Annotated in this window: 20 protein-coding genes; 11 read left to right on the top strand and 9 right to left on the bottom strand. The window is 74.8% G+C overall.

The features are described 5' to 3' along the window. The first annotated feature begins 57 nt into the window (after positions 1 to 57). Entirely contained in the window at positions 58 to 753 is a 696-nt protein-coding gene (locus tag ACR807_RS13695) for a hypothetical protein (protein ID WP_438921661.1), read from the top strand. A gap of 116 nt (positions 754 to 869) precedes the next feature. Here ACR807_RS13695 and ACR807_RS13690 read toward each other — a convergent pair whose 3' ends face one another. After that, a complete protein-coding gene (locus ACR807_RS13690) occupies positions 870 to 2,219 on the bottom strand; it encodes a dicarboxylate/amino acid:cation symporter (RefSeq protein ID WP_438921660.1) in 1,350 nt (449 codons plus the stop codon). 177 nt (positions 2,220 to 2,396) lie between these two features. After that, on the bottom strand, positions 2,397 to 3,005 hold the full coding sequence (locus ACR807_RS13685; protein ID WP_438921659.1) for a Maf family protein: 609 nt from the start codon (positions 3,003 to 3,005) through the stop codon (positions 2,397 to 2,399). A 313-nt stretch (positions 3,006 to 3,318) separates the two neighbouring features. Here ACR807_RS13685 and ACR807_RS13680 point away from each other — a divergent pair, with 313 nt between their 5' ends. Next, positions 3,319 to 3,726: a hypothetical protein gene (locus tag ACR807_RS13680; protein WP_438921658.1), complete on the top strand. Its 408-nt coding sequence runs from the start codon at positions 3,319 to 3,321 to the stop codon at positions 3,724 to 3,726. 46 nt (positions 3,727 to 3,772) lie between these two features. On the opposite strand, the gene ACR807_RS13675 is transcribed toward ACR807_RS13680, so the two are convergent. Both ACR807_RS13675 and ACR807_RS13670 read right to left on the bottom strand, forming a co-directional pair. Beyond that, entirely contained in the window at positions 3,773 to 3,985 is a 213-nt protein-coding gene (locus ACR807_RS13675; protein WP_438921657.1) for an acyl-CoA carboxylase subunit epsilon, read from the bottom strand. Then, the gene (locus ACR807_RS13670; protein WP_438921656.1) at positions 3,982 to 5,613 is read right to left on the bottom strand and encodes an acyl-CoA carboxylase subunit beta; all 1,632 of its coding nucleotides are present in this window, start codon (positions 5,611 to 5,613) and stop codon (positions 3,982 to 3,984) included. The genes ACR807_RS13675 and ACR807_RS13670 overlap by 4 nt, the downstream gene beginning before the upstream one ends. A 174-nt stretch (positions 5,614 to 5,787) precedes the next feature. Between ACR807_RS13670 and ACR807_RS13665 the strand changes: the two genes are divergently transcribed. From ACR807_RS13665 to ACR807_RS13635, 7 genes are all read left to right on the top strand, one after another. After that, positions 5,788 to 6,594 carry a biotin--[acetyl-CoA-carboxylase] ligase gene (locus ACR807_RS13665; protein ID WP_438921655.1) on the top strand — a complete coding sequence of 269 codons (807 nt, stop codon included), beginning with the start codon at positions 5,788 to 5,790 and terminating at the stop codon, positions 6,592 to 6,594. Positions 6,595 to 6,624: 30 nt separating this feature from the next. Beyond that, positions 6,625 to 7,155, top strand: a complete 531-nt coding sequence (locus ACR807_RS13660; protein WP_438921654.1) for a PH domain-containing protein — start codon at positions 6,625 to 6,627, stop codon at positions 7,153 to 7,155. Further along, a complete protein-coding gene (locus ACR807_RS13655) occupies positions 7,142 to 8,071 on the top strand; it encodes a hydroxymethylglutaryl-CoA lyase (RefSeq protein WP_438921653.1) in 930 nt (309 codons plus the stop codon). The genes ACR807_RS13660 and ACR807_RS13655 overlap by 14 nt, the downstream gene beginning before the upstream one ends. Positions 8,072 to 8,183: 112 nt before the next feature. After that, positions 8,184 to 8,690 (top strand): YbaB/EbfC family nucleoid-associated protein, encoded by a 507-nt coding sequence (locus tag ACR807_RS13650; RefSeq protein ID WP_438921652.1) that lies wholly within the window; start codon positions 8,184 to 8,186, stop codon positions 8,688 to 8,690. Next, the gene (locus ACR807_RS13645) at positions 8,687 to 8,995 is read left to right on the top strand and encodes a WXG100 family type VII secretion target (protein ID WP_438921651.1); all 309 of its coding nucleotides are present in this window, start codon (positions 8,687 to 8,689) and stop codon (positions 8,993 to 8,995) included. Before ACR807_RS13650 ends, ACR807_RS13645 begins: the two co-directional genes overlap by 4 nt. A 14-nt stretch (positions 8,996 to 9,009) precedes the next feature. Beyond that, positions 9,010 to 11,901, top strand: a complete 2,892-nt coding sequence (locus ACR807_RS13640) for a TNT domain-containing protein (RefSeq protein ID WP_438921650.1) — start codon at positions 9,010 to 9,012, stop codon at positions 11,899 to 11,901. After that, complete coding sequence (locus tag ACR807_RS13635; RefSeq protein WP_438921649.1) at positions 11,898 to 12,164, top strand: hypothetical protein; 267 nt, start codon at positions 11,898 to 11,900, stop codon at positions 12,162 to 12,164. Before ACR807_RS13640 ends, ACR807_RS13635 begins: the two co-directional genes overlap by 4 nt. Here ACR807_RS13635 and ACR807_RS13630 read toward each other — a convergent pair. Together ACR807_RS13630 and ACR807_RS13625 are read right to left on the bottom strand one after the other, a co-directional pair. Then, positions 12,151 to 13,425, bottom strand: a complete 1,275-nt coding sequence (locus ACR807_RS13630) for an ATP-binding protein (RefSeq protein ID WP_438921648.1) — start codon at positions 13,423 to 13,425, stop codon at positions 12,151 to 12,153. The genes ACR807_RS13635 and ACR807_RS13630 overlap by 14 nt on opposite strands. Continuing rightward, complete coding sequence (locus tag ACR807_RS13625; protein ID WP_438921647.1) at positions 13,425 to 14,096, bottom strand: response regulator transcription factor; 672 nt, start codon at positions 14,094 to 14,096, stop codon at positions 13,425 to 13,427. The genes ACR807_RS13630 and ACR807_RS13625 overlap by 1 nt, the downstream gene beginning before the upstream one ends. 33 nt (positions 14,097 to 14,129) lie before the next feature. Here ACR807_RS13625 and hisN point away from each other — a divergent pair, with 33 nt between their 5' ends. Continuing rightward, positions 14,130 to 14,915, top strand: coding sequence for a histidinol-phosphatase (gene hisN, locus ACR807_RS13620; protein ID WP_438921646.1), 786 nt, complete (start codon positions 14,130 to 14,132; stop codon positions 14,913 to 14,915). Between the two features lie 198 nt (positions 14,916 to 15,113). On the opposite strand, the gene ACR807_RS13615 is transcribed toward hisN, so the two are convergent. From ACR807_RS13615 to ACR807_RS13605, 3 genes are read right to left on the bottom strand one after another with little or no spacing between them, the layout of a single operon-like run. Next, positions 15,114 to 15,668, bottom strand: a complete 555-nt coding sequence (locus tag ACR807_RS13615; protein WP_438921645.1) for a GtrA family protein — start codon at positions 15,666 to 15,668, stop codon at positions 15,114 to 15,116. A gap of 4 nt (positions 15,669 to 15,672) precedes the next feature. Beyond that, complete coding sequence (locus ACR807_RS13610; protein ID WP_438921706.1) at positions 15,673 to 16,188, bottom strand: GtrA family protein; 516 nt, start codon at positions 16,186 to 16,188, stop codon at positions 15,673 to 15,675. Between the two features lie 35 nt (positions 16,189 to 16,223). Next, complete coding sequence (locus ACR807_RS13605; protein WP_438921644.1) at positions 16,224 to 18,617, bottom strand: sigma-70 family RNA polymerase sigma factor; 2,394 nt, start codon at positions 18,615 to 18,617, stop codon at positions 16,224 to 16,226. 231 nt (positions 18,618 to 18,848) lie between these two features. On the opposite strand from ACR807_RS13605, the gene ACR807_RS13600 reads away from it, so the two are divergent. Further along, a complete protein-coding gene (locus ACR807_RS13600; protein WP_438921643.1) occupies positions 18,849 to 19,574 on the top strand; it encodes a GGDEF domain-containing protein in 726 nt (241 codons plus the stop codon). Positions 19,575 to 19,878: the final 304 nt, after the last annotated feature.

Genomic DNA, 19,878 nt, shown 5'->3' with positions numbered 1-19,878 from the left:
CCCCCGGTATCCCGCGGCGGAGAGACAGGTCACGCTTGGGTGCAACAATCGGTAATCGTGCCCCCACCGCCCAAACCCGCGCTGGTGGTCGCCTGCGCCGCAGTCCTGGTCACCGTCACGGGCCTGGTAACCGCCTGGTCACTGCGCCCACCCGATCAGGCGGACCCGGGCGCCGCGCCGACCCAGGACCAGTTGCGCTGCGGCACCACGGCGTGCCGCCCCGTCGTCCAACAGGGGGTCGGGGCCGACTCGGTCGAGCTGCTCGTGGGTTCGGGCGAGGGGCGCATCCGCACCAGCGGGGCTTCGGGGTCGAACATCTTCGAGCTGACCATCGCCGCCTCGGGGGCCGAGATCACCGACCGGTCGCTCCGGTGCGCGGACGCCGAGGTCGCCGTGTGCCTGGTCCGCGGCACGGCGGGCGCCGAGGTGCGCGGCGAGGTGATCGTGCGCCGGTCGGGGGCGTGGACGCGGGCGCAGGCGCCGTACGCGGCGTCGGGGGGCCACCTGGCGCTGGCCGACGTGGACCGGGACGCGGTCGCCGACGTCGTCGCGGTCCAGCGCGCCTGCCCCGGGGGAGCCGGGGGAGCCGACTGCGGCCGGCGCTTCGTGCAGGTCTTCTCCGTGGTCGGCACCGGCGAGGCCGGTGGTGGCGAGGTCGGCTGCACGCCGGTCGTGGGCTCGCCCGAGGAGCTGCCGGGCGGGCCGGAGGCCGTGCCGGACCCCGCGACCCTGGTGCGGTGCGGGGGAGCGTGACCGGGTGCGGGGCAGGCGTGACCTGGGCGGGGCAGGCGTGACCGGGTGCGGGGAGGCGGGGACGGCGGAGGGGGCCGCCGTTCGGCGACCCCCTCCGGGTGGTGGTGCGGTCGGGCTCAGGCCGGGACGACCTCGCGGTCGCCGGTCGCGCGCCGGTCGTCCTCACGCGGGCCGCTGAGCAGCGGCGGCTCGCTCGGCGCGTTCAGCACCTCGTCGTCGATCAGGCCCTCGCCGCGGGCGACCAGGACCGGGACGGTGATCTGGCCCGTCACGTTGGTCGCGGTGCGCACCATGTCGAGGATCGGGTCGATCGCGTAGACCACGGCGACACCGGTGGCGATGACCTCCGGCGGCATGTTCACCGCGCCCAGGGTCAGGGTCAGCATGGTGAACCAGCCGGTGGTGCCGGCGGTGGCCAGGGCGCCGAACACGGCCACCGCGATGATTGCCACGTACTGCCACACACCGAGCTGCACGCCGAACAGGTTCGCGATGAACACCGTCGCGATGGCCGGGTACACGGCGGCGCAGCCGTCCATCTTGGTGGTGGTGCCCAGCGGCACGGCGAACGACGCGTAGTCGGGGTCCACGCCCAGGTTGGCGGTGGTCTGGCGGCTCAGCGGCAGCGTCGCGCCCGACGAGCGGGACACGAAGGCGAACTGGATCGCGGTCCACGCCTTGGCGAAGAACGTCACCGGCGACACGTGCCCGACGAACCGCAGCAGCACCGGGTAGACCACGAACAGCACCAGCAGCGACCCGCCGTACACGGCCGCGATCAGCGAGAACAGCGGGCGGACGAACGAGTTGCCGTAGGTGGCGAACGCCGTGCCGATCAGGCCGAACACGCCGATCGGGGCGAGCAGCACGATCCAGCCGACGATCTTCTGGATCAGGTCGAACACCGACCGGGTGAGGTTCACGAACGGCGCGGCCTTCTCGCCCAGCGCGTACGCGGCGAAGCCGACCAGGACCGAGATGAACACGACCTGGAGCACCTCGCCCTCGGTGAAGGCGGCGAACAGGTTGGACGGGATCAGCGTCTCCAGCAGCGTGCTCCACGAGCCGGGGTCGCGGGCGGCGAGCCGCTCGACGGCGGCCTGCGAGGGCTCCACGGTGACGCCGGCGCCCGGCTTGAAGATCAACCCGATGGCCAGGCCGATGAGCACGGCGATCAGCGACGTGATCGCGAACCACAGCAGCGTCTTGCCGCCGAGGCGGGCCGCGCGGTTCGAGCCGAGGCGGCGCAGGCTCGTGATGCCGACGACGATCGCGGTGAAGACCAGGGGGATGACGGTGAACTGGAGGAGGCTGGTGAAGACGTCGCCGATGTGGCCGAGCGTGGTGGTGAGCCACGTCAGGCCGGCGTTCTTGGCCAGGAAGCCCGCGAGCGCGCCGAGCACGAGCGCGGCGAGCACGGTGATGCCGAAGACCTTCGGCTTGGTGTAGGTGCGGACGAACGACACGACTGCTCCGGGTGGGTGCGCAGGGGTTGGCTGGACGCGGGGCGTCAGCCCCGACAGCTCGCCGTCGTCCTGCGCCCGTAGTCGATGTGACGACGGCGCGTCAGCAGTTCGTTCATCGATCCCCCCAACGCCGCTCCTGCTGTGGAGCTTCCCTGACCGGGGGAAATGTGACAACGGCTACCAGATGTCGGACACCGCGACGCCGACCTGGCGCAGCAGCCGCCTGGTCAGCGGGAGGCTGATGCCGATCACGCTGGACGGGTCGCCGTCGATGCCGTCCACGAACCAGCCGCCCAGCCCGTCGAGCGTGAACGCGCCCGCCACGTGCAGCGGCTCGCCGGTGGCCAGGTACGCCTCCAGCTCGTCCTCGGTGGGCCGGCCGAACCGGACCAGCGTCGCCTCGTGGCCGACCGCCCGGTCGACCTCCGCGCCGTCGCGCACGCGGAGCACGGCGTGGCCGGTCAGCAGGGTGCCGGTGGTGCCCGCCATCCGCTTCCAGCGCTCGCGCGCCACGTCGACCGTGCCCGGCTTGCCGTGCACCTCGCCGTCGGCGGTGAGGAGCATCGAGTCGCAGCCGACCACGACCTCGTCCCCGGTCGACCCGCCCGCGATGGCCTCCGCCTTGGCCACGGCGAGCGCGGTGACGAGGTCCTCGGGGGTGGGGTCGGTGAGCGAGGCGGCGAGCGCGTCCTCGTCGACCCCGGACACCCGGACGACGGGCTCCACCCCGGCGGCGCGGAGGACGGCGAGGCGGGCGGGGGACTGGGAGGCGAGGACGAGGCGCACGGCGTTCAGCCTAGGGCGCGGCGAACGGGGGCCGCTCGGCCAGGGCGGGGTGCCGGGACCGGCTGGCTGCGCGACGGCTCCGGGGTCGCCTGCGGGTGGCGCGCCTCGAAATCACTTCGGAATTCCCACCTGCGGCGCGTCTCGCGATTGCTTCGCAGAGGTCCCCGCCCAGGGGGTCCCCTGTCTTCCATCTTGCCGGCGACCACCGACAACCCGGCCGCTTCGCGCCCGCCGCGCCCACCGCGCCCAGCCCGCCGCGCGCTGCGTAGAACTACCGATGCGTGCCGCCCCGGCGTCGGCCACCCTCGATCACGTGCAGCGTTGGGCTCTGGTGGTGCGCCGGACCGAGTCGGGGAGGAGGAGGTACCGGTGGCTGTTCCTGCTGGTGCCCGCCGTCCTCGTGGTCGGCGTGGCGGTTCGGGTCGTGTCCAGTGACCCGGTCGGGTACGGGGTGCCGTTCTGGCCCTTCGCGAACGGCAGCGACCGGGTCGAGCGCGGGGTGATGGACCAGGTCGCGGCGACCGCCCGCGCGCTCACGCGGTTGGACGCGGTGCCCGGCGCGGTCGCCGAGGAGGGGGTCGAGGTGCTCGACGCGCAGGTCGGCGCGGGCGCGGTGTGGATGCGGGTGCGCCTGCGCGTGCCGGACGGCGTGCGCTGCCGCGAGGTGTCCGTGCTCGGCGACACCGGCGTGCAGGTCAACAGCCGCCGGGTCGACTGCTGACGCGCAGCGGACCCGGCGGCCGATGACCGATGACCGGTCGGTGTGGTCAGCCCGGCAGGCCGGAGGCGCGCCAGGCGCCCGGGCCGTGCGGCAGGGCGGTGCGGACCAGGCGGGAGCGGTCCGCCCAGGCCGAACGGCGGGGGCGGTCCTCGACCGCCCCGCCCGAGGCCGCCAGACCCGCCACCACGGCGGTCACGACGGCCAGTTCCACGTCGTCCGGGTTCCCCCGCACCACCCGGAGGTGCGGCACGGCGCTCACAGGGGGATGTTCCCGTGCTTCTTGGGCGGCAGCACCTCTCGCTTGTCGCGCAGCACCGTCAGTGCCCGCGCGACGTGCGCCCGCGTGTACGCCGGCGGGATGACCGCGTCGACGTAGCCGCGCTCGGCCGCCACGTACGGGTTGCACAGGGCGTCCTCGTACTCCTGCTGCAACCGGGCCCGCAGCGCGTCCACGTCCTCGCCGTTGCCGACGGCCGCCGCGAGCGTCTTGCGGTGCACGATGTTCGCCGCGCCCTGCGCGCCCATGACCGCGATCTGCGCGGTCGGCCACGCCAGGTTGACGTCCGCGCCCAGGTGCTTGGACCCCATCACGTCGTACGCGCCGCCGTACGCCTTGCGGGTGATCACGGTGACCAGCGGCACGGTGGCCTCGGCGTAGGCGTAGATCAGCTTCGCGCCGCGCCGGATGATGCCGTTCCACTCCTGGTCGGTGCCGGGCAGGAAGCCGGGCACGTCGACGAAGGTCAGCACCGGGATGTTGAACGCGTCGCAGGTCCGCACGAACCGGGCGGCCTTCTCCGAGGCGTCGATGTCGAGGCAGCCCGCGAACTGGGTGGGCTGGTTGGCCACGACGCCGACCGAGTGGCCGTCGACCCGGCCGAAGCCGACCAGGATGTTCGGCGCGAACAGCGGCTGGACCTCCAGGAACTCGCCCTCGTCCAGCACGCGGGTGATGACCTCGTGCATGTCGTACGGCTGGTTCGCGGAGTCCGGGATCAGCGTGTCCAGCTCGCGGTCGGAGTCGGTGACCGAGTCCGCGATCGAGCCGTGCACGAGGTCGTCCGGCGCGTCGAACACGGGCGGCTCGGACATGTTGTTGGCCGGCAGGTAGGACAGCAGCTCCTTGACGTAGGAGATGGCGTCCTCCTCGTCGCTGCCGAGGTAGTGCGCGTTGCCGGACTTGGTGTTGTGCGTGCGACCGCCGCCCAGGTCCTCGAAGCCCACGTCCTCGCCGGTGACGGTCTTGATGACGTCGGGGCCGGTGATGAACATGTGCGAGGTCTGGTCGACCATCACCACGAAGTCGGTGAGCGCGGGGGAGTACACGTGCCCGCCCGCGTTCGCGCCCATGATCAGCGAGATCTGCGGGACGACGCCGGACGCGGCCACGTTGCGGCGGAAGATCTCGCCGTACAGGCCGAGCGAGACGACGCCCTCCTGGATGCGCGCGCCGCCGCCCTCGTTGATGCCGATGATCGGCCGGCCGGTCTTGATCGCCAGGTCCATGACCTTGACGATCTTCTCGCCGTACACCTCGCCGAGCGAGCCGCCGAACACGGTGACGTCCTGGCTGAACACGCACACCGGGCGGCCGTCGACGGTGCCGTAGCCGGTCACCACGCCGTCGCCGTAGGGGCGGTTCCGGTCCTGGCCGAAGTTCGTGGAGCGGTGCCGGGCCAGTTCGTCCAGCTCCACGAACGAACCCGGGTCGAGCAGCAGTTCGATGCGTTCGCGGGCCGTCTTCTTGCCCTTGGCGTGCTGCTTCTCGACCGCGCGCGCCGAACCGGCGTGCACGGCCTCCTCGTTGCGCCGGTACAGGTCGGCCAGCTTGCCGGCCGTGGTGTGGACGTCCGGCTCCTCGCCGATGGGGGCGGTCGCACTGCTCATGACCGGGCAGCTTAGCCAGGCCGGCCGAGGGCGGGGCGGAGGCAGTTGTCCACGTCACGGTCATCGTGGTTGACCTCCACCGCGCTGGAGGTTGCAGGCTGGTCGCACGGCCCGTCCCGCCATCCACACCGCTCCGACGCAGCGGGCGGGACGGGCCGCTCCTACCCTTCCCGGGTGACCTCGGGTGCCGCTCCAGATGCCGCCGTAGACGCCGCCGTCCTCCGCCGTGAGCTGCTCGGCCGCTACGCCGCGGTCGACGTCGTGGAGCACACCGGCTCCACCAACGCCGACCTGCGCGCCGCCGCGTCGCGCGGCGCGCCCGACCGCACCGTCCTCGTCGCCGGGCGGCAGACCGCCGGCCTGGGCAGGCGCGGCCGGTCCTGGGTGTCGCCCACCGGCGGCCTCTACCTGAGCGTGCTGCTCCGCCCGGACGGCGTGCCGCCGGCCCGGCTGCCGTGGGTGACGCTGCTCGCCGGCCTCGCCCTGGTCCGCACGGCGCGCTCGGTGGGCGTCGAGGCGACCCTGAAGTGGCCGAACGACCTGCTGGTCGACGGCGCCAAGGCCGCCGGGGTGCTGGCCGAGACCACGCCGGGACCGGCCGTGGTCGTCGGCATCGGGCTGAACGTCGCCGAGCTGCCCGACGACGTGGAGCCCGGCGCGGGCGGGCTGCGGCCCACCGGCCTGGAGTCCCACGCGGGCCCGCTCGACCGCACGGACGTCGCGGTCGCGCTGCTCACCGAGCTGGCCGACCTGGAGCGGCGGTGGCGCGTCGCGGGCGGCGACGACCCCGGTCTGCGCGCCGAGTACGAGCGGCACTGCGCGACGCTCGGCAGCCCCGTGCGGGTGGAGCTGGCCCGCGACGGGCTGCTGCTCGGCACGGCGCACCGCCTGGAGCCCGACGGCACCCTGGTGGTGCGCGACGAACGAGGCGCGGACCACGCCGTTTCCGCCGGGGACGTCGTGCACCTGCGAGTACGGTGAGGCCAGCACCACCCACCGAAGGGGATCGCCGTGGCCTACCCGGACGACCTGCTCAGCCCGAGCGAGCACGTCGTGACCCACAAGCACCCGCACTGGAAGGCGCTGCTGGTCCCGGTGGTCGTGCTGCTGGTCGTGCTCGTCGGGGGCACCTGGCTCGCGGTGCTGGCCGCCGACCTGACGTGGGCGTCCACCGCGTGGCTCGTGCTGGCCGCGGTCTCCGTCGCGCTCCTCGCCTGGCTGGTGCTCGCGCCGGTGCTGCGCTGGCGCACCACCCACCTGGTCGTCACCACCGAGCGGGTGATGTGGCGGATGGGCGTGGTGCGGCGCGTCAGCCTGGACCTGCCGCTGCGGCGCATCGACAGCGTGCGGTTCGAGCAGGGGGTGACGGACCGGCTGCTGGGGTGCGGCACGCTGGTCATCGACTCCGCGTCCGACACCCCGCTCGAACTCGACGACATCCCGGACGTGGAAGCGGTGAACTCGCTGCTGCAACGGGAGATCAACGACAACCCGGACGACGACCACCAGCCGGAGGACAGGGTCAGCGATGGGCGCGCGTGAGGTCGGGCTGCCCGACGTGGTCGGCGGGAGCGGGCTCCCGGAGCGGGTGACGATCTGGGAGGTGGGTCCGCGCGACGGCCTCCAGAACGAGTCCGGGGTCGTGCCCGTCGCCACCAAGCTGGAGTTCCTGGACCGGCTGGCCGACGCGGGCGGCGCGGTGCTGGAGGCGACGAGCTTCGTGCACCCGAAGTGGGTGCCGCAGCTGGCCGACGCCGAGGAGCTGCTGGACGGCCTCGTCCGGCGCGACGGCGTCGACTACCCCGTGCTGGTGCCCAACGAACGTGGCCTGGAACGCGCGCTGAAGGCGGGCGTCGAGCACGTCGCGATCTTCGCCAGCGCCACCGAGGCGTTCGCGCGCCGCAACCTCAACCGGTCCCTGGACGAGCAGTTCGCCATGTTCGACCCGGTCGTCGCGCGCGCCAGGGCCGAGGGGCTCAGGGTGCGCGGGTACGTGTCGATGTGCTTCGGCGACCCGTGGGAGGGCGCGGTGGCCCGCGACCAGGTCGTCGGCGTCGGCCGCCGGCTGCTGGACATGGGCTGCGACCAGCTCTCCCTCGGCGACACGATCGGCGTGGCCACCCCCGGCCAGGTGACGGCGCTGCTGGCCGCGTTCGACAGCGTCGAACCGCTGGCCGTGCACTTCCACGACACCTACGGGCAGGCGCTGGCGAACACGCTGGCCGCGCTCCAGGCGGGCGTCACCACGGTCGACTCCTCGGCGGGCGGCCTCGGCGGCTGCCCGTACGCCGAGTCGGCCACCGGCAACCTCGCCACCGAGGACCTCGTGTGGATGCTCGACGGCCTGGGCGTGGCGCACGGCCTCGACCTGGACAAGCTCGCCGACACCAGCGCGTGGATGGCGGAGCGGCTCGGCCGGCCCAGCCCGTCGCGGGTGGTGCGGGCGCTGCGCGGGTAGCGCGGGTCCCCGCACGATTTTCCCCCGCGCGCCCCGGAACCGGGGTGGGGGTCGTAACGTCCAACGCGCGACCGACGACCATGCCCGGCGACGGTTGGAACCGGAGGTGGCCGTGACCGATCACCGCGCGCAGGTCGACGAACTGCTGGCCGACTACCGGCGCAGCCGCGACCAGCTGGCGTCCGTCCAGCGGGACCTGGCCGCGGTGTCGGGGGTCGCGACCAGCCCGGACGGTTCGGTGACCGCGGTGGTCGGCGCCCAGGGCGCGCTCACCGACCTGGAGCTGACCGACGACGCCTACCGGATGCGTCCCGCGCAGCTCGCCCGGCTCGTCCTGCGCACCGTGCAGGAGGCCGGGGTCAGGGCCGCGGAACGCACCTACCAGGCGCTGAGCCCGGTCCTGCCCGCCGGCACCGACCCGGCGGCGCTCGTGCGCGGCACCGCCGACCTGCGCCCCGAGAAGATCCGGCCGCCCGAGCCCGCCCGCCGGCCCGTCGTCGACGACGAGGACTTCGAGCAGCGCGACTGGCTCGACGTCGAGGCCGCGCCCACCCCGGTGCTCGGCGCGACCGCGCCCCGCGCCGCCACCCCGAGCGCCACTCCGAGGAGAACGAGATGAACGGCTTCCGGACCGACCTCGCCCGCCTCGCCGAGGGCGCGCAGGACTTCGGCGCGTTCGCGGAGCGCGCCGACAAGATCGCGAACGACCTCGGCGCGACCCTCGACTCGCTGGGCGCCTGCTGGGGCGACGACGCGATCGGGCAGAGCTTCGCCGCCGGCCACGTGCGGCCCTCCGGCGACGTGCTCACCGGGCTGACCGCGCTGGGCGGCGGGTTCGGCGGCGTCGCGGAGCGCTTCGCCGGGACGGCCCGCACCTACCGCGAGGTCGAGGGCGACAACAGCACCGCGCTCGGCGCGATCTGACTCAGGGGGCCGTGATGGGGATCGAGCTGCCGGCCGAACTGGCCGAGGTCGCGGCGAAGGCCGGTGTGGTGTGGCCGCAGGCGGACGAGGACGCGCTGCGCTCGTCCGCCGCCGCGTGGCGGGAGGCGGGCGACCGGCTGACGACGCTCGCCGGCGAGTCCGACGGGTCGGCGGGCAAGGCGCTCGGCGCGATGTCCGGCTCGACCGGCGACGCGGCGCGCGGGCACTGGAACGCGTTCACCGCGCCCGACGGCACGCTGAACACCGTGCTGCGCGGCTGCACCGCGGCGGCCGACCGGCTGGACCACGCGGCCGAGCAGATCGGCGCGGCCAAGGTCGAGCTGGTGCGCGAGCTGGTGAACCTGGCCAAGAACGACGCCGCCGCGCAGCAGGCCGCCGGTGCGGGCAACCCGTCGGCGCTGCTCGGGCTGGACACGGCGGTGCGCGGCGCGGCGGCCAACATCGCCCACCTGACCGACACGTTGACCAGCGCGGTGCGGCTGGACAGCGGCGTGACGATCGGCGGCCACCCGCTCCCGGTCGACGCCAACCCCGGCGTGCACGGCCCGTCCGAGAACGGCCCCGGCTCGCACGGCCCCGGCTCACAGGGGCCCGGTTCGCAGGGTCCGGGTTCGCAGGGAACCGGCGGCCAGGTGCCCGGCACGCAGGGCCCGGGCCAGGGCGGGCTGCTCGGCGGCGGGGGCCTGCTGGGCGACCTCCTCGGCGGCGGCCCCGCGCCGGACGGCCAGGGCCAGCAGGGGCAGGGCCAGCAGGGTCAGGGCCAGCAGGGGCAGGGCCAGCAGGGTCAGGGCCAGCAGGGCCAGGTGCCCGGTGCGGGCGCCCCGCCGGCGGCCGGCCCCGGCAACCAGGGCGGGAACCAGAACGGCGGCCTGCTGGGCGGCCTGCTGCCCGGCGGGAACTCGCCCGGCCTCGTCGGCGGGATCGTGGACGGCGTGGCCGACACGGTCGACGCCGTCGCGAAGCCGGTCGTGGGGGCCGTGGGCGCGGTCGCCCCGCCGGTCGCGGCCGTGGTGGAGCCGGTGCTCGACAAGACCGGTGACCTGGTGCGGGGGGTCGGCGACGGCGTCGACCGCACCGTGGGTGCCGTGGCGCCCGGACCCGACAACGGTCCCGGCCAGCACGGCCCCGGCCAGCAGGGCCCCGGTCATGGCGGACCTGGTCACGGCGGTCCCGGCGACAACGGCCCCGGTCGAGGCGCCCCCGACCACGGCGGTCCGGGCCAGGGCGGTGCGCCCGGCCTGGTGGGTCGGCTCGGCGACGCGGTGAACCAGGTCGTCGGCGGCACCACCGGCGCGGTCGCGGAGGTCGTGACCCGTGCCGAGGGCACGGTCAGCCAGTCGTCGGCCGCGGTGCTGGACCGGCCCGTGGCGCACGTCGACACCCCGCACGCCCCCGCCCCGCAGCAGCCCGCGGCCCCGGCCGCGAACCAGGCCGTGTCGCAGGGCCCGTCGTTCGGCGGCCCCTCGGGCGGTGCGCCCGCCGCGGCGGCCCCGGTGGCCGGCGCGGCCGCGGTCGGCCAGTCCCCGGCGGCGAACGCCGCCGCGGCGGCTCCCGGCCAGTCGACCCAGGCCCAGCCCGGCCAGGCCGCGCCCAAGGCGGAGGCCCGCGCCGCGCAGGCGGTCCAGCCCGGTCAGGGCCCGGCGCAAGGACAGGCGCAGGCGCAAGGGCAGGGCCCGGCACAGGGCCCAGGCCAGGGCCAGGGCCAGTCGGGTGGCCGGTCCGGTGAGGCCGCGCCCAGGGGCGAGGGCCAGGCCAGGTCCGACGCCACCGCCAAGGCCGATGCCAACAGCACCGCCAAGGCCGACGCCACCGTGAAGGCCGACCCCAAGGCGGCAGCCGCCGGCGCCACCGGCCTCGCCCAGGGCGACACCACCGCCGTCCGCGACGACCGCGACCCCGACCGCGACTCCGATCGCGACCTCGACCGGGACCTCGACCTGGACGACCTGCGCGCCGCCGTGGCGAACGCGGGCGACGCGGTCGCCGGCGTCGCGGCCGACGGCGGCCTCGCGTTCGCCGTCGTGCCCATCCCGGTCGGTCGCGGCCCGGTGCTCGACCGGTCGCCGCTGCTGCCCGGCCCCCGGCGGGCGGTCGAGCCGGAGGTCGAGGAGGACGACGCGCCACCGGTGCCGGCCGCGTCCACCGCGCGCCCCACCACCGAGGCCGCCGCGCTGTTCCTGGCGCACGTGTTCCCCGGCGGGACGCTGCCCCGGCCGCGCACCGCGCCCGCCCGGCAGCTGCCCCCGCCGTCCGGTGAGGCGGCGTTCGCGGCCGGCCTGCGCTTCGAGCCGCAGAACCACCCCGACGGGCACGTGGTCGACGCGTCCGCCCGGTTCGGCGTCGACCTCACGCACGGCGACCGGCTCCGGTCCCGGCTGTCCGGCGACCCGACCGACGCGCCGCAGGTCGACCCGGTGCCCGCGTGCCTGCGCCCCCGCCTGGTCCTCGCGCCCGGCGGCGAGCCCGACCCCGACCTGATGGCCGGCCACGACCCGCAGGCCGGCGCGCACGAACGCGACTGGGACCGCCGCTACCTGGTGCGGGCCGACCCGCCCGAGTACGCGTGGCCGCCCGGCGAGCTGTTCCCCGAGGGCGGGTACGAGGCCGGCCAGCCCGGCGTGCTCGCGGCCGGCGTGGAGCTGGACCGCTTCGGCGGCCCCGAGGGGCGGGTGCTGTCCGAGCTGGGCACGTCGTTCGCGGCGAGGTCCCTGCCGCCCGCGCTCGCCTCGGCCGGCTACCACCGCTACCGGACGACCCGGGTGCTGCCGGTGTGGTTCACGCTGTCCGCCGAGTGGTTCGGCCAGCCCGGTGGCGGCGTCCGCTACCGGACGACCTACCCGGTGGCGGACCTGCTCGCCCTGGGCTACCTGGAGGAGATCAGGTGAACGTCGAGTCGGTCCTGGGCTGGCTGCTCGCGGTCGGTGTGCCCGCCGAGGTCGTGTCGATCGGGGCCGAGGCCGACAACGCGTGGTGCCTGCTGCCGACCGACGACGGCTTCGAGGTGTTCTGGCGCGAGCAGGGCAACCGGTACGACTGGGCGGCGTTCACCAGCGAGGACGTCGCCTGCCACTACCTGTTCGGCCGGTTGGTGTGGGCGCAGGTCGTGCGCGGCGCGGTGGGGGTGCTGCCGGCCGCTAACGAGGCGTGAGGTCGGTCCGCCAGGGCACGCCCACCACGTCCTCGGCCTTCGGCACGGGCAGGAACACGGCGAACGTCGCGGGCCGGGCGGTGGACAGCTCCAACCGGCCGCCGTCGGCGTCGACCAGGGCCCGCGCGAGCGCCAGGCCGACCCCCGTGGAGCCGCCGCCGGACACGCCGCGCTCGAAGATGTGGTGCGACAGCTCGTCGGGCACGCCCGCGCCCGAGTCGGCGACCTCGACGACCACGGTGCCGTCGTCGCTGCGCGCGGACACCGTGACCAGGCCCTCGCCGTGCCGCAGGGCGTTGTCCAGCAGCACGCCGATCGCCTCGCGCAGCCGGGCGGGCGTGGCGCGGGCCAGCAGCCCCTCCGGCACCCGCACCCGCAGCGCCCGGCCGACGCCGCGCAGCGGTTCGCGCCACTCCTCGGCGATGGCCGACAGCTCCGCGCCCAGGTCCAGGGGTTCCGCGCCGACCGCGCGGGCGGCGCGGGCGGCGGCCAGCATCTCGTTCAGCACCTCGCCGAGCCGCTCGGCCTGCTCCAGCGCGGCCCTCGCCTCGGTCGCCGCGTCCGGCTCGGTGTGCAGCGACAGCGCCTCCAGCCGCAGCTGCAACGCGGTGAGCCTGCTGCGCAGCTGGTGCGACACGTCGCCGACCAGCTCCCGCTCCCGCTGCACGAGCTGCGCCAGCGCGCCCGCCGACTTGTCCAGCGCGTCGGCCACCAGGTCCAGCTCGGGCACGTTGTGCCGCCGGTCGTCGCGCCGGAAGTCGCCCGCGCCGAGCCGCGCCGCGCGCGACGCGACGTGCCGCAGGGGCCTGGCGAGCTTGCGGGCGGTGACCGTGGCGACGACCGTGCCGGTGCCCACCGACAGCACGACCAGCAGCACCACCAGCGCCGCCACCTGGTACTGCGCGGTGTGCATGGGCGCCGACGACACCTCCAGCCGCACGGTGCCCTGCTGCGCGATCGGCAGCTCCACCGACAGCGCGTCCCGGCCCGGCGTCGTGCCGAACTCCCGCACGCCGGACGAGGACGTGACCACCAGGTGCCCGCCCTCGGGCACGCCGACCTGCACGGGCCCCAGGTCGATGGGGCGGCCGTCCGCGATCTGGTCGTCGATGAGGGCGGCGATCTGCCGCGCTCGGGACGCCAGGTCGCCGCGCGCGCCGTCGTCGACCAGCCGCAGGGCCGTGTAGCCCAGGGGGATGCCCAGGGCGAACCCGGTGACCGCGACGGCCAGCAGGATCGCCCGCAGGATGCGGCTGCGCATCAGTCGGCGGTGTTGAAGCGGAAGCCGACCCCGCGCACGGTCGCGATGCGGCGCTCCACCGTGCGGGTGTCACCGAGCTTCCGGCGCAGCCACGACATGTGCATGTCGAGGGTCTTGCTGGACTTCAGCTCCGGGTCGTTCCACACCTCCGAGAGGATCTCGTCGCGGTGCACGACCTGGCCCGCGCGCTGGATCAGCACGCGCAGCAGCTCGAACTCCTTGTTCGCCAGCTGCACCTCCTGGCCGTCCACCGTGACGCGGCGGGCCGCCAGGTCCAGGCGCACGCCGTTGACCTCCAGCGTGCCGGGCGCGCGCCTGCGCAGCAGGGCCCGGATGCGGGCCATCAGCTCCGCGAGCCGGAACGGCTTGGCCACGTAGTCGTCCGCGCCGGCGTCCAGCCCCACCACGAAGTCCACCTCGTCGGACCGCGCGGTGAGCATCAGCACGGGGATGCCGCGCCCGCCCGCGCGCAGCCGGCGGCACACCTCCAGGCCGTCCATGCCGGGCAGGCCCAGGTCGAGGACGAGCAGGTCGATGCCGCCGTGCGCGGCGACGTCCAGCGCGCCCGGACCGTCACCCACGACCTGCACCTGGTACCCCTCCCGCTGGAGTGCCCGGGAGAGGGGATCGGCGATCGCCGGGTCGTCCTCGGCCAACAAGACCACGCTCACGGCACCCAGCGTAGGCGTGGCACCATCCCGTGCGTGTCAGACCTTCGTGCAGACCTGTCCCTGGCCCTCCGGTTGGCCGACGAGGCCGACGCGATCACCACGTCCCGGTTCCGCGCCCGCGACCTCGTCGTGGAGCGCAAGCCCGACCGGACGCCGGTGACGGACGCGGACGTGGCCGTGGAGGACGCCATCCGCGCCGTGCTCGCGGTCGACGCGCCGGGCGACCAGGTGGCGGGCGAGGAGCGGGGCGGCACGGCGGGCGCGGGGCGCGCGTGGGTCGTGGACCCGATCGACGGGACGAAGAACTTCCTGCGCGGCGTGCCGGTGTGGGCCACGCTGATCGCCCTCGTCGTCGACGGCACGCCCGTGGTGGGCGTCGTCTCGGCCCCCGCCCTGGGGCGTCGCTGGTGGGCCTCGGCAGGTGGGGGCGCGTTCACGTCGGACGCCACCGGCACCCGGCCGATCACCGTGTCCGGCGTGCGGGACCTCACCGACGCCTACCTGTCGACCACGCACCTGGGCACGTGGACCGAGCACCACTCGCGGGAGGCGTACCTGGCGCTGGTCGACGCGTGCTGGGAGAACCGGGCGTTCGGCGACTTCTGGCAGCACTGCCTGGTCGCCGAGGGCGCGATCGACGTGGCCGCCGAGCCGATCGTGAACCCGTGGGACGTCGCGCCGTTCCAGGTGCTGGTCCGCGAGGCCGGTGGCCGGTTCAGCGACCTGGACGGCGTCGAGCGCTTCGACGGCGGCAACGTCCTGTCCAGCAACGGCCACCTCCACGCCGCCGCCCTCGCCATCCTCGCCACCCCCGCCTGACCACCCCCGAGAGTCCAACGCTCAGGCCCCGAGAGTCCAACGCTCAGGTCTCGTGAGTCCAACGCTCGCGACCCCTGAGTTCTGCGTTCGAGCCGACCGGTCGGTATGCGGAACGGAGAACTCAGGGGTCCTGGACGTTGGACTCTCGGGACCCGGGCGTTGGACTCTCGGGGCCTGGAGGTTGGACTCTCGGGTGGGTCAGGAGTGGCCCAGGGCTTGTTCGTCCTCTTCGGGGAGGTCGTAGGCCCTGGTCACGCGGCGCGGGCGGGCGTCGGGGTCGGGGAACACCCACTTCTTGTAGCCGTACCAGCGGAACGCCATGCCGATCAGGGTGCCGATGACCTGGGCGCTGACGAAGTCGGCGACCTCCTCGCCGACCCGGCTGATGTTCGGCTCCTGGAGGTCCAGCAGGTAGCGCGACACCCACAGCGGCGCCGAGTTGAGCACGATGCCGATGCCGTTGACGAGGAAGAACAACGCCGCCTCGTGCCGCCGCTCACGCCCGCCGCGGGTCTTGAACGACCACTCGCGGTTCAGGATGTACGACACGATCGTGGCGACCAGGGTGGCGACGATCTTCGCCGTCACCGGGTGGTCGGTCAGGACGATCGACTTCAGGCCGAAGAAGATGGCCGTGTCGATCACGAAGCACGTGCCGCCGACCACGGCGAACTTGAGCAGCTCTCTGTGCTTCAGGGCGAGCGAGCGCAGCGGTTCGGGCAGGCGGAGGACCACGTTCTCGACTACGGACACCCGGTCAGGCTACTTCGCGCTGCTCCGCGACGACGTGCAGCGGCCGCACCGACGGCCGCGCGTCGGCCTGGGGGAACACGAACTTCCTCATCGCCCAGAACTTGAACCCGGTCGCGAGCAGCATGCCGATCACCGACCCGGTGATGAAGTCGGCGACCTCCGAGTGCAGGTCGAACACGTGCCGCGACACGTACAGCGGCAGCAGGTTCACGCCGATGCCGATGCCGCTGACCAGGAAGAACAACGCGGCCTCGTGGTGGCGCTCACGCCCGCCGCGGGTGTCGAAGGACCACTCGCGGCTCAGCACGTAGGACGAGATGACCGCCACCAGCACGGCGATGGCCTTCGCGGTGACGACCTTGTCCTGCAGGAACGTCAGCTTCAGCGCGTACCAGACACCGTTGTCGATCACGAACGTCGTGCCGCCCACGGCGGCGAAGCGGATCAGCTCGCGGTGCTTGACGATCAGGAAGCGGAGCGGTTCCGGGAGGCGTCCCAGCACCCTGCGCACTAGTGGCAGCACCGGGGCAGGCTACCGACCCCGTGACGGGTCGATCACGAAGGGGTGCGGCACAGCCCGGGCAGCAGGTCCCCCAGCAGCGGGGGCCACAGCGGTATGACCGGTTCGCACGGTTCGAGCCGGTCAGTGGGGGTCGGCCCGCTCGACGGCGGCCCGTTCGGCGGCACGACGGGGGGCACGACCGGGGGCTCCGCCGCGGGCACGCCCGGGGGTGTGGTGACCACCGGCGGGGGCTCCGCGCCGGTCTTCGTCGGTGCGGTCGCGGGCGGCTGCCCGGTCGGCGACGACGAGGTCGGGCGGGGTGTCGTGGTGGTCGTCGTCGGCGCGGTGGTGCCCGTGGTCGTCGGCGTGGTCGTCGGGGTCGGGTCGCCCGTCGGCGGGTGCCCGGGATGATCACCCGGACGGGTGAAAACGGTCACCGTCTCGCTCGCCGCGGCGGTGCCGAGGGTCGCGGTGACCGTCACCTCGCGGGACTTCCCGCGCTCGTCGTGGTCGTCGTGCCAGGACCCGCGCAGCGCCCACACCGACAGCCGGTACGCCTCGCCCCGCCCGAGCGGCACCTCGCAGGTGATCCGCCGGTCCGACTTCGTGCAGCCCGGCGCCAGGCTGACCAGGAAGACGTCCTCGGACGACACCGCGAGCACCAGGTCGCCCGCCCGGCCACCGGTGTTGGTGACCGCCACGTCCACGCGCGAGCTCCAGTGCTCGTGGTGCCACTTGGTGACGTCGACGTCCAGGTCGAGGGCGTCCTCGACCGGGGTGACCGCCACGTCGACCTCGATGGCCACGCTCAGCGACGTGCCCGCGGTGACGGTGCCGGTGATGCGGCTGTTCACCGCCTCCCAGTCGGCCTGGAGGCGGAAGACGAACGTCGCCGTGCCGCCCGGTGCGATGCCCTGGGTGGTGGCGCACGTGACCGCGCCCACCGCCGCCGGGCAGTCGACGGTCTGCTCGGGCAGCCCGTTCAGCTGCACCAGCCGCCGGCCCGCGAACGACGCCGGCCCGCCCACCGACCGCACGCCGGGCGGCAGGGTGAGGGCCGCGCTCGCCGGCTGCGAGGTCGTCTCGCCGGTGTTGCGCACGACGACCGGCATCGCCACCGGTTCCGCGCCGGGCGTGAGCGTGAAACCGCTGGGCACCATCGGCACCAGGTTCGGCGGCGTCGGCTCCGGTTCGGGCTCGGGCTCGGGCTCGGGCTCCGGTTCGGGTTCGGGCTGGGGTTCGGGTGCCGGTTCGGGGGCGGGCGCGGGCGGCGCGGGCACGACCGGCTCCGTGGACGGCGCGGTGGTCGTGGGCGCCGTCGTCGTGGGTTCGGTGGTCGTGGGCGCGGTGGTGGTCGTGGTCGACGACGTGCCGGTCGGCGCCTGCGTGGCCGGCGGGACCTGCGGCGCGGTGCGCGTGGGCGCGGTCGGCACGGGGGAGGTCTGCGCGGCGGGCACCTCTTGCTGCTCGCCGCCGGAGGCCAGGCCGATCGCCACCGCCACCACGAGCGCGGCGATCGAGGCCGCCGTGCCGAGGAGCTGGCGGGGCACCGAGCCGAGCGCGTTGCCCGTGCCGCCGCCGCTCGTGCCGGCCGCAGCGCCCGCCGCCGCACCGGCCGCCGCCGCGGTGGCCGCCTTCGCCGTGCCCGCGCCGGCCGCCGCGAGGTAGCCGGTCGCGCCGACGCCCAGCACCAGGGGCGCGATGATCCCGCGCAGCGCGCCGTTGACGTCGGCCAGCTCGGCGGCCAGCGCCCGGCAGTCCACGCACTCGTCCAGGTGCGCCTCGACCTGCGTGGTCTCCCGCTTCGACAGCCCGCCCCGGGTCCACGCGCCGAGCTTGTCCACGGTCGCGCGGCACCGCTCGGCCTGCGTCTCGGCCAGGTGCACCTGCAAATAGGCCTGCTTGAGGCCCTCGCGGGCCCGGTAGGCCAGCGCCGACACGCCGTTCGCGGTCAAGCCCAGCAGCGGGGCGACCTCGGCGGGCGACTGGCCCTCGATCTCGGTGTGCCACAGCACGGTCTGCCAGCGCTCGGGCAGCCGGGCGAACGCCTTCGCGGCCAGCGACCGCTCCAGGCCGGCGACGGCGGTGTCCTTGAACGGCACGCTGGTGGCCTCGGGCGCGGCCTCGGCCACGTCGTCGGACAGCTCGACCTTGCGGTCCCGGCGAGTCTTGTCGTAGGCGGTGTGCCGCAGCGCGGTGAGCAGGTAGGCGCGGAACGCCGTGTCCGGCCCGCGGCCCGCGCGCAGGGTGTCCAGCACCTTCGCGAACGCGTCGGACACCAGGTCGTCGGCCTCGGCCGAGGACCTGGCGAGCTGGCGGGCCAGGTTGTACGCGGCGCCCACGTGCCGTTCGTAGAGCTGCCCGTAGGCGTCGATCGCCCCGCCCCGGACGGAGTCGATCAGCTCCGCGTCACTCGGTCCGTGGACGTCCGCAGGAACTGCCGCCACCTGTGATTCCCCTCCTCGCGCGGCGCCAGTCTGACGCACCGGGAAGTGCGACGTCACGCACGACTACCCAACTGTGTCCTGGTTCTGCCGTCATGGACGAACGCCGGCGACGTCTCGTGGCCGTAACGACGACGGCGAGGAGGCATCCGGGTGGGTGTTCGGGAAGCGGTGGCACGGCGTTCCGGTGCTGACGGTTCACGCGCGCTGCGGTCGAGGTGGCGCACGGCCACGATGGCCGCGGGCTGGGCGTTCCCGGCCGACTGGCCGCTGGACGAGGTCGACGACGTCTGCCGGGCCGTGCTCGGCCGGGACGACCCCGACGGCGAGCTGTACCGGCTGGGCGCCGCGCGGGCGGAGGCGGGCGCGGGCCTGGCCGAGACGCTGCTGGACCTCGCGGCGCTGCACGCGGTGCTCGCCGAACCGCCCGGCTCGACCGGGATCGTCTCGCCGAACGTGGACGCCATCCCGGCCAGGATGCTGCGCGTCACCGCGCTGGGCTGGGGCGACGTGATGAGCAAGCGGGCCGGGGACTGCGCCGCGGACAACCCGCTCACCGGCCTCGCCACCTCGGCCTACCTGCGCACGCGGCTGCGCGAGGTGTACGCCGAGGCGCGCGTGGCGGGGTGCCAGGAGCACGTGCTGGTGCTCGTGTCGATCGACCTGAACCGGGTGGCGGGCTGGTCGCGGGTGGTGGCGATGACGCTGCTGGCGGACGCGCTGAAGGAGGTGTTCGACTCCGGCGAGACGCTGGCGTCGGTCGGCCCGTCCACCGCGTGCGTGCTGGTCCGGCGCGGTGGTCGGCTGGCGAGAACCGTGGCCAACCTGCGCCTGCTCACCGCGGACAGGTTGGCCGTGGACCCGCACGTCGCCCCCACCGGCCCGGCGAAGGTGTGGCTGGAGCGGTTGCCGGGCACCTACGACGAAGCGGTCCGGCTCGTCGCCGCCCTCGGACGCTGACCCCCTGTCCGGCGTCCGCCGGCGCCCTCCCCTCCCCACCGGTCCGGTGCCCGCCCACGGCGGCGCGTCGGGCTCGTCCCGCCTGTCAGAACCCGTTTTGCCTGGCCCGTCCCGCCCGCCGGGGCTCCTCTCACCTGCCCGGGTGATGCGCCCCGCCGGGCGGGTGGTCCGCCCCGGTCCGGCGATCGGCGTCCGGCGCGGGCGGGTAAGCCGGGTCCGTGACCACGTACGCGCGCATCAGCCACGTCCTCACCGCGGTGCTGTCCGCCCTCGTCGGAGTCGTGTCGCCGGGCGAGGTCCGGCG

Source organism: Saccharothrix sabaoui, assembly GCF_051756985.1.
Taxonomy (GTDB): domain Bacteria; phylum Actinomycetota; class Actinomycetes; order Mycobacteriales; family Pseudonocardiaceae; genus Actinosynnema.
Note: the sequence above shows the minus strand (reverse complement) of the source record. Positions and strands in the feature narration are given on the sequence as shown.

Bases quoted from the DNA above. Each gene is read 5' to 3' on its own strand.
- ACR807_RS13670 (WP_438921656.1), bottom strand. From the start codon at position 5,613: ATGAGCAGTGCGACCGCCCCCATCGGCGAGGAGCCGGACGTCCACACC.
- ACR807_RS13655 (WP_438921653.1), top strand. From the start codon at position 7,142: ATGGGCGCGCGTGAGGTCGGGCTGCCCGACGTGGTCGGCGGGAGCGGG.
- ACR807_RS13645 (WP_438921651.1), top strand. From the start codon at position 8,687: ATGAACGGCTTCCGGACCGACCTCGCCCGCCTCGCCGAGGGCGCGCAG.
- ACR807_RS13640 (WP_438921650.1), top strand. From the start codon at position 9,010: ATGGGGATCGAGCTGCCGGCCGAACTGGCCGAGGTCGCGGCGAAGGCC.
- ACR807_RS13630 (WP_438921648.1), bottom strand. From the start codon at position 13,425: ATGCGCAGCCGCATCCTGCGGGCGATCCTGCTGGCCGTCGCGGTCACC.
- ACR807_RS13600 (WP_438921643.1), top strand. From the start codon at position 18,849: ATGGCCGCGGGCTGGGCGTTCCCGGCCGACTGGCCGCTGGACGAGGTC.